Source organism: Streptomyces sp. NPDC058964, assembly GCF_042741275.1.
Taxonomy (GTDB): Bacteria; Actinomycetota; Actinomycetes; order Streptomycetales; family Streptomycetaceae; genus Streptomyces.
This window is the reverse complement of the sequence record NZ_JBHYKH010000453.1, coordinates 1-7,443: the sequence shown is the minus strand read 5'-3', so window position 1 is coordinate 7,443 and position 7,443 is coordinate 1. Positions and strand designations below refer to the sequence as shown.

Sequence of the window (7,443 nt, the reverse complement as noted above, 5' to 3'; positions counted from 1 at the left end):
GCTTACCGCCCCCTGTGGACACGGGCATGAAAAAGGCGCCGCGGGGTCCGCAGCGCCATCGACCACCCCATGAGAGCATCACCGGGCCCGCTGGCTCAAGCGCGTCTCGTATCACTGGGCCGTTGGTACAGGAGTCGCGTGCCCCGGGCGTCCGACGGCGAACCAACGGACCAGGCCGGGCGGCCGACTCGGCCTGCGGCGGCCTGGGCCATTGGTACTGTCGAAGGTGATCATCGAAGGCGTGAGGAGGCCGGACCACCGTGGCCGTGGACGAGCTCGACACCCGCATCCTGCGGCTGCTGCTGGAGCGGCCGCGCACCAGCGTGCGCGAGTACGCCCGCATCCTCGGCGTCGCGCGCGGCACGCTGCAGGCCCGGCTGGACCGTCTGGAGCGGGACGGCGTGATCACCGGGACGGGCCCCTCGCTCTCCCCCGCAGCGCTGGGTCACCCGGTGCTGGCCTTCGTGCACATCGAGGTCACCCAGGGCCACCTGGACGACGTGGGGGACGCACTGGCCGCCGTACCGGAGATCGTCGAGGCCTTCTCGATCACGGGTGGCGGGGATCTGCTGACCCGGGTCGTGGCGCGGGACAACGCCCACCTGGAGGACGTGATCCAGACGCTGATCAGCCTGCCCGGCGTGGTGCGCACCCGCACGGAGGTGGCGCTGCGCGAACGAGTCGCCCACCGGCTGCTGCCCCTGGTGGAGTCGGTCGGCCGGACGGCGGCCCGCGGCTGACGCCGGGCATCCTGGACGTCATGAGCAACCGCGGCCGCCTCGGTGACCTCTCGGTCATCTTCGATCTCGACGGAACGCTCGTGGACAGCGAGCCCAACTACTACGAAGCGGGCCGGCTGACCCTCGCCGAGCACGGCGTGCCGTACTACACCTGGGCGGACCACGAGAGCTTCGTCGGCGTCAGCACCCGCGAGACGGCCGTCATCTGGAAGGAACGCCACCGCCTGCGCGCCTCGGTGGACGAACTGCTCGCCGACACGAACCGGCGCTATCTGGAGCTGGCCCGCGCCCGCACACCCGTGTACCCGGAGATGCGGAAGTTCGTCGAGCTGCTCGCGGCGGAGGGTGTCCCGACGGCCGTGGCCTCGGGCTCCTCCCCCGAGGCCATCGAGGCCATCCTGGTGGGCACGGGCCTGGACGCGTTTCTGCGCACGGCCGTGTCGGCCGACGAGGTGCCGCGCGGCAAGCCCGCGCCGGACGTCTTCCTGGAGGCCGCCCGGCGACTCGGGACGGCCCCGGCGGACTGTGTGGTCCTGGAGGACGCGGCACCGGGCGCGGCTGCCGCGCACGCGGCGGGGATGCGCTGCATCGCCGTCCCGTACCTCGCCGCCCAGACCGACGCCCCGGAGTTCGCCACCGCCGGTCTGCTCCTGCGGGGCGGCCAGGCGGAGTTCACGGCGCGTGCGGCGTACGAGTGGCTCCTGGACAGGGGTACGTCCTGACCCGTGCCCTGATCGTGTTCCGTTCGCCTCCGGACGGGTTCACGGGTGCTGCCGGCGTGCCGGGCGCCAACCGCGGGGAGATCGCGGTGCGCTCTCCTCCGCCCCGGACGCGGCTTCCCGAGCGAGAACCCCGGTTTCGCGCTCCGCTGCGCCGCGGCCGGGATCACGTTCGCCGGTCCGTCGCCCGAGGCCGTGGAGTCACGCCGGTGGATCCTGGCGGCGCTGGACGGGGCGGCGAACCGTCCGAGCCGCGGGGGTTCGTGGTCACGGGGTGAGGGGCGAGGCTCTTCTCGCCCCTCGGCCCGGGTGGACCGGTGCGGGTCCCGGGGTCGAGCAGGATCCACTGTGCCGGACCCTGGCGGGCCACCCGGCGCCCGACGGCCCCGGGGAGGCGGCCTCACCCGATCGGTGCATGCGGCCCAGGAACCGGTGTTCGGTCGTGCCACGGCCCTCCGGCCCAGCAACGCCATCACCGCCACGGCTCCCGGGCGGCCGCCGCCGGCGTACGGCCGCCGGGCCACGACGAGCGCGGTGCCGCGCCGGTTCCTACCGTGATCGCAGGACAGCACAGGAAGGCGAGCGCATGCCCACCGATCCGATCCACGGCGAGCCGGCCGGCCTCGTCGCCCACGACCCGCGCTCGCCGGATCCCGACGCGGTACGCACGGTGCGCCGTGGACGCGGCGGACCGCTCCGGCCGGAGGCCCCATGACCACGGTGCAGACCCGCGCGTCCGAGCCGATCACCGACGCGCGGCGCTGGAAGGCCCTCGCCGTCTGCCTGACGGCGGGCTTCATGACCCTGCTCGACACCTCGATCGTGAACGTGGCGCTGCCCTCCATGGAGCGGGGGCTGCGGGCGACACAGGCCGACCTGTCCTGGGTGGCCTCCGGTTACGCCCTGACCTACGGGCTGTTCCTCGTGCCCGCGGGCCGGCTGGGCGACATCCGGGGGCGCCGGGAGACCTTCATCGTCGGGGTCACCCTGTTCACGATCACCTCGGCCGCCTGCGGGCTGGCGCCCGCCGCCGGCTGGCTGGTGCTGTTCCGGCTGCTCCAGGGCATGGCGGGAGGCATGATCGCACCGCAGAGCTCGGGTCTGATCCAGCAGATGTTCCAGGGTGCCGAGCGCGCCCGGGCGTTCGCCATGTTCGGCAGTGTCGTCGCGGTCTCCACGGCGGTCGGCCCGCTGGCGGGAGGCCTGCTGATCGAGGCGTCCGGCAGCTGGCGCTGGGTGTTCTACGTCAACCTGCCCATCGGCGTGGCGGTCTTCGCGGCGGCGCTGCGGCTGCTGCCCGAGTCCCCGCCGAAGGACGCCCGGGAGGGCTTCGACATGCCGGGTGTGCTGCTGCTCGGCGGCGGTGCGCTGACGCTGATGCTGCCCCTGGTGCAGGAGCAGGCGTGGCACGGGCGGAGCAAGTGGGCGCTGGTCCCCTTGGCCGTGGTGCTGCTGCTGTCCTTCTGGGCGTGGGAGCGGCGGCAGGGACTGCGCGGCCGGGCACCGCTGATCGATCTTCGGCTGTTCACCCGGCGGTCGTTCACCTGCGGCGCGCTGCTGAGCCTGGTGTACTTCGCCGGCTTCACCTCGGTCTTCTTCGTGTACACGCTGTTCCTGCAGAACACCCTGGGCTACAGCGCCCTGACGGCGGGACTGGCCGCGATGCCCTTCGCGGTCGGATCCGCGTTTGCCGCGCTGGCCGGCGGACGCCTGGTCGTCCGGTACGGGCGCGGACTGGTCGTCTGGGGGCTGTCCGCGGTGGCGCTCGGTCTGCTGGGAACCGTGGCGGCCGTACAGCTGGTGCCCGGTACGGGCGTGGGGTGGGCCGCGGCGCTGCCCCTGCTGGTCGCCGGGATCGGCTCGGGCCTGACCGTCTCCCCCAACACCACGCTCACCCTCGCCCGGGTCCCGGTGCGCCGTGCCGGAGCGGCCGGAGGGGTCCTGCAGACGGGGCAGCGGGTCGGGTCGGCCGCCGGTATCGCCGCCGTGGGCGCGGTGTACTTCGCGCACCTCGCCAACCACGGCCGCGCCACGGGAGCACTCCAGCTGGGCCTGCTGACGGCCCTCGTGTTCGTCGTGGCCGGGCTGGCGCTGGCCGTCGCCGACCTCCGCGAGCAAACCCCCGAGCCCTGACCCGCGCCGTCCGTCAGCGCCGCCGGGCAGCGCGGCGTGCCCGCCAGGCGCCGAAGACTCCCGGGTCGGCGCGCATGTGCGGCGGGACGACGAACTTCGGGACGTTGAAGAGGATCACGCTGACCGTGGCCGGCACAGACAGCAGAAGGGTCACGATCACGACGCCCAGCACGGTGAGCACCCCGCCGGTCATCGGGAGATCCAGGACGGCCACGAAAACAAGGGCGGCGGCGTCCCAGCAGATGACGACCGTGAGGCCGAGGGCGCGGACCGCTCCCCTTGTGACGTCCGGGCCGTACGGCAGGTAGCCGAACGTGGCCATGGCATCGTCCGCCCGTTCCCGGGTCCCGCCAGAGCCGGACGAACTTCCAGGTCATGAATGGGGCGCCCACGGCCCAGAAGAGTCCTACGGCGTAAAGCACCTCGTCCCCCTCCGCCGGCCCGCGCCGCGCAGCCCTATGACCGCCGTCTGGGCTTGCCCCGCTTGGCTCCCTGCGAACCGCCCGAGCGCCCCTTGGGGTTCCGCCCCGCCGACTTGCCCGGAGCCGGCTTCTGCCGGGCCGCGGTCTTCTCCGGCCGCTTGCGCTTCTGCTGTGGCTCGGGCTGCGCGGCCGTGCGCCCCCGGGTGCTGTTGACCGTGCGGCCGCGGACGATGCCGATGAAGTCCTCGACCAGGTCGGTGGTGGCCTCCTCGGGCCAGGACAGGGCGACGCTCGACTGGGGGGCGTCGACGACCGTCCGGTAGGTGAGGTCCTTGCGGTGGTGCAGCCGGGCCAGGGACTGGGGCACGACCAGGAGGCCCACGCCCGCCGCGACCAGCTCGACGGCGTCCGCCGTGGTGGCGGGGCGCTCGAAGGCCGGCTCGCCCGGCGGGCTGTCCCAGTCGAAGACGTCGTCCAGGGGGTGGAAGAGGACCTCCTCGGCGAGGTCGTCGAGAGTGACCTCCTCGGCCGCCGTGATCAGGTGGTCCTTGGGGACGACGACCACCGTCGTCTCGGTGTAGAGGGGGATGGCGCTGAAGAACGTGCGGTCGACCGGCAGCCGTACGAACGCGGCGTCGGCCGCGCCCCCGCGCAGCATGTCGGACACCTCCGCGGCGGCCGCCTGGAGCAGGGTGAGGGGGATGTCGGGCAGGCGCTCGTTCCAGATCCGTACCCACTTGGCGGGCGTCACGCCGGGGACGTACGCGAGCCGGAACGACGATGTTTCCTCCGAGCCTGTCACCAGGCCAGGTTACCGGCCGTGGTCGGACCTGCCGCACTCGGCCGATACCCTTGACCTCATGAGTTCGCAGCAGACCGGCCAGACGATGAAGCCCGCCACGGCGGCGAAGAAGCTGGGTGTGTACCTCCCCGCCACCCCCGCCGAGTTCCAGGAGGGCGTCGTCTCGCGAGCCGAGCTGAACGAGCTCCAGGCCAATCCGCCCGAGTGGCTGCGCGAACTGCGCAGCAACGGCCCGCACCCCCGCCCCGTGGTGGCGGCCAAGCTGGGCGTGTCCATCTCGGGCCTGGCGCGCGCCGGCGTCAGCGAGGCCCTCACCACCGAGCAGATCGAGGCGCTGAAGCAGGAACGGCCCGAGTGGCTGGAGAAGGAACGCGCCACCCAGGCCGAGGTCCGCAAGGAGTCCGTGCGGATCAAGAACCTGAAGAAGGAGAAGGACGCCGAGCGGGACTGAGGACCGGGCCCGCTCGGGCGCACCCGTGTCTCAGCCGTCCGACGGCACCTTCAGCCGGTCCCAGCTGACCTTGCCGGGAATGCCGTCCGCGTCCTTGCCCCTGAAGCCCAGCTTGTGCTGCCAGGCGGCGTAGGACTTGCGGTCGGCGTCCGTCCACTCCGGGCTCGGCCCGCTGTCGTAGTGGCCGCAGCCCTCGGCGACCAGCCGGCGCCCCATGGCCGTGATGACCGGCGACCGCTGCCCGACGTGGAAGAAGCCGCCGCCCGGGAAGGGCGCGTGCGCCGGCTTGGGGGCGGGCTTCGGATCGGACGGCCCGCCCGGGTCCTTGCCGCCGCCCTTTCCGGCCAGCCGTGCGGCGATGCGCCTGCGCATGCCGTCCATCGTGAAGCCGCGCGGGTCCTGTTTGCCCGGCTGCCACTCCTTGTGTCCGATGACCGAGCGCTCGGACCAGCCGTAGTGGCGGCAGATGGCCGCGGAGACCTTCTCGATGGCCTCCTTCTGGGCCTCGGGCCAGGGGTCTTTGCCGTCGCCGAGGTTGATGCACTCGAAGCCGTAGAAGTGGCGGTTGCCGTCGACGTCGGCCTCGTTGTCGTGCGGCAGTCGCCTCTCGTCGACGACCGCGCGCAGCACGTCGCTGTCGCCGAGGCCCGCGTGGTTGGCGCGGCCGTTGCCGACGAGGTGGACATGGCCCTTCTTGTCGATCACACCGTGGCACAGCGGGCCCGGCAGGCCGGAGTAGCCGTCGTAGCAGATGTCGACGGAGGCGGCCGTGCCGGAGGTGACGGTGTGGTGGATCATGACACCGTTCACCGGCCCCCACGGGCCCTTGGTGTTGCGGTTGTGGTGGCGCCAGTTGCGCACCTCGTGGACGGTCACTCCCTCGGCGCGCAGGATCTCCACCAGCTTGGCGGCGCTCATCGGCTGGGACATCACCGGTCTCCTTCCACGGCGGCCTCGGCCGCCGCTGTGGTCTGCGAACGGCCGCCGGAGGGATCCGCCTCCGCGGCCCGTTCCTGGTTCGCGGCCTGTTCCTCGGCCGCGAGCGTCGCCTCGACCGCGGCGGGGATGCCGCCGGCCAGTGGGCCGAAGGCCAGCCGCAGGTCGACGGTGCCGCCCTCGCCCCGGACCAGTGCCAGCGGCGCGAAGTGCCGGGCGATTCCGGCGGGTTCCCGCAGCAGGGGGCGGCGGGCCGGGCCGGTGGGCCATTCGACGCTGCCGGTGGCGGTCCGTGCGGGGATCAGCCAGTGGTCGCCGGTGCGGTAGGCGCCGTCCTTGGCGAAGTACACCTCGACGCCGTCCTCCAGCGGCAGCCACTCCCCCTCGGCGACGGGGAGCGCGCCGTCCTTGAGGGCCGTGGTGCGGCCCTTGCGCCTGGGCCCGTCGTGGTGGTCCCAGCGGCGCAGGAACGGGTGCAGATGCGGAAGCCGTCCGACGGCCGGATCCGGCTCGGCCGAGAGCCGGACGCGCCGGCCGGGCAGGTCCAGTTCCTCGACCCGCAGCAGGGGCAGGGCCTCCAGGCGGGAAGCCTGGGCGGTGTCCGTGAACTCGACGTGGTCGCCGACGTCCAGGTCGAGCTTGTCGTCGAGACCGAGGGTCGCCAGCCGCACCCAGGTGCCGTCGAGTCCGTCGACCGGGAAGACCACCGAGCCGTTCTCCCGGGACCACTTGAAGGTGGCGTCCTTGGCCTCCCCGCCGGCGTGCACCTCCACCCGGTACAGCTGGTTCTCGGGGCCGCGGTAGCGGGCGTCCGGCCGGACCAGGCACGGGTCCTCGTCGGCGTGCTCGGGCCGCTCGCTGCGGGCGGCGAGCCGGGCCGAGGGGGCGGACTGACGCTGTGCCCAGCGGTCGAAGGCCTCGCTTACCGCCTCCTTGGACGGTTCGGCCTCCTCGATCTCCAGCTCGGCCAGGGACAGCGGCAGCACCTGCCAGACGACCTTGGCACGCACGGCGGTGTCGGGCAGCGCGGCGCCGAGGGCGACCTCGCGCAGCGCCGGGTCCTCGGCCGCGCAGACGGCGCGCTCCCACACCTTGAGGTAGACCAGGAACGGTGACTGGGCGGGTGACGGCAGCCGGTGCAACCACGACACCCGGTGGCAGGCACCGGACGGCGGGGTACAGGGAGACCCCCACCCCCGACCCCCCCGCCCCCCCGAGAGGCCCCACGCCCCCCCCCGGG

The 7,443-nt window shown here is 73.3% G+C and carries 9 protein-coding genes and 1 pseudogene; 6 read left to right on the top strand and 4 right to left on the bottom strand.

The genetic code is table 11. From position 1 onward, the window contains the following. Positions 1 to 260 precede the first annotated feature (260 nt). From ACFW2E_RS36665 to ACFW2E_RS36645, 5 genes are read left to right on the top strand one after another with little or no spacing between them, the layout of a single operon-like run. On the top strand, positions 261 to 740 hold the full coding sequence (locus tag ACFW2E_RS36665; protein WP_384473292.1) for an Lrp/AsnC family transcriptional regulator: 480 nt from the start codon (positions 261 to 263) through the stop codon (positions 738 to 740). Positions 741 to 760: 20 nt separating this feature from the next. Then, on the top strand, positions 761 to 1,462 hold the full coding sequence (locus tag ACFW2E_RS36660) for an HAD family hydrolase (protein ID WP_384473289.1): 702 nt from the start codon (positions 761 to 763) through the stop codon (positions 1,460 to 1,462). Between the two features lie 45 nt (positions 1,463 to 1,507). Continuing rightward, entirely contained in the window at positions 1,508 to 2,017 is a 510-nt protein-coding gene (locus ACFW2E_RS36655) for a biotin carboxylase N-terminal domain-containing protein (RefSeq protein ID WP_384473286.1), read from the top strand. Positions 2,018 to 2,045: 28 nt separating this feature from the next. Further along, positions 2,046 to 2,174: a hypothetical protein gene (locus tag ACFW2E_RS36650; RefSeq protein WP_384473283.1), complete on the top strand. Its 129-nt coding sequence runs from the start codon at positions 2,046 to 2,048 to the stop codon at positions 2,172 to 2,174. Next, entirely contained in the window at positions 2,171 to 3,592 is a 1,422-nt protein-coding gene (locus ACFW2E_RS36645; protein WP_384473280.1) for an MFS transporter, read from the top strand. Before ACFW2E_RS36650 ends, ACFW2E_RS36645 begins: the two co-directional genes overlap by 4 nt. 13 nt (positions 3,593 to 3,605) lie before the next feature. On the opposite strand, the gene ACFW2E_RS36640 is transcribed toward ACFW2E_RS36645, so the two are convergent. Next, positions 3,606 to 3,914, bottom strand: coding sequence for a hypothetical protein (locus ACFW2E_RS36640; protein ID WP_384473277.1), 309 nt, complete (start codon positions 3,912 to 3,914; stop codon positions 3,606 to 3,608). Between the two features lie 134 nt (positions 3,915 to 4,048). After that, a complete protein-coding gene (locus ACFW2E_RS36635) occupies positions 4,049 to 4,816 on the bottom strand; it encodes a LysR family transcriptional regulator substrate-binding protein (RefSeq protein ID WP_384473274.1) in 768 nt (255 codons plus the stop codon). Positions 4,817 to 4,874: 58 nt separating this feature from the next. Here ACFW2E_RS36635 and ACFW2E_RS36630 point away from each other — a divergent pair, with 58 nt between their 5' ends. Continuing rightward, on the top strand, positions 4,875 to 5,267 hold the full coding sequence (locus tag ACFW2E_RS36630; protein ID WP_384473271.1) for a DUF5997 family protein: 393 nt from the start codon (positions 4,875 to 4,877) through the stop codon (positions 5,265 to 5,267). A gap of 30 nt (positions 5,268 to 5,297) precedes the next feature. Here ACFW2E_RS36630 and ACFW2E_RS36625 read toward each other — a convergent pair whose 3' ends face one another. Together ACFW2E_RS36625 and ACFW2E_RS36620 are read right to left on the bottom strand one after the other, a co-directional pair. After that, entirely contained in the window at positions 5,298 to 6,197 is a 900-nt protein-coding gene (locus ACFW2E_RS36625) for a peptidoglycan-binding protein (RefSeq protein WP_384473268.1), read from the bottom strand. Beyond that, positions 6,197 to 7,339, bottom strand: a pseudogene (locus ACFW2E_RS36620) (DUF6519 domain-containing protein); the annotation flags it as partial. The gene ACFW2E_RS36625 and the pseudogene ACFW2E_RS36620, both read right to left, overlap by 1 nt. Between the last annotated feature and the right edge of the window lie 104 nt (positions 7,340 to 7,443).

What these genes read in the sequence shown, in the direction of transcription:
- ACFW2E_RS36660 (WP_384473289.1), top strand. Translation starts at nt 761, where the DNA reads ATGAGCAACCGCGGCCGCCTCGGTGACCTCTCGGTCATCTTCGATCTC.
- ACFW2E_RS36650 (WP_384473283.1), top strand. Translation starts at nt 2,046, where the DNA reads ATGCCCACCGATCCGATCCACGGCGAGCCGGCCGGCCTCGTCGCCCAC.
- ACFW2E_RS36645 (WP_384473280.1), top strand. Translation starts at nt 2,171, where the DNA reads ATGACCACGGTGCAGACCCGCGCGTCCGAGCCGATCACCGACGCGCGG.
- ACFW2E_RS36640 (WP_384473277.1), bottom strand. Translation starts at nt 3,914, where the DNA reads ATGGCCACGTTCGGCTACCTGCCGTACGGCCCGGACGTCACAAGGGGA.
- ACFW2E_RS36630 (WP_384473271.1), top strand. Translation starts at nt 4,875, where the DNA reads ATGAGTTCGCAGCAGACCGGCCAGACGATGAAGCCCGCCACGGCGGCG.
- ACFW2E_RS36625 (WP_384473268.1), bottom strand. Translation starts at nt 6,197, where the DNA reads ATGTCCCAGCCGATGAGCGCCGCCAAGCTGGTGGAGATCCTGCGCGCC.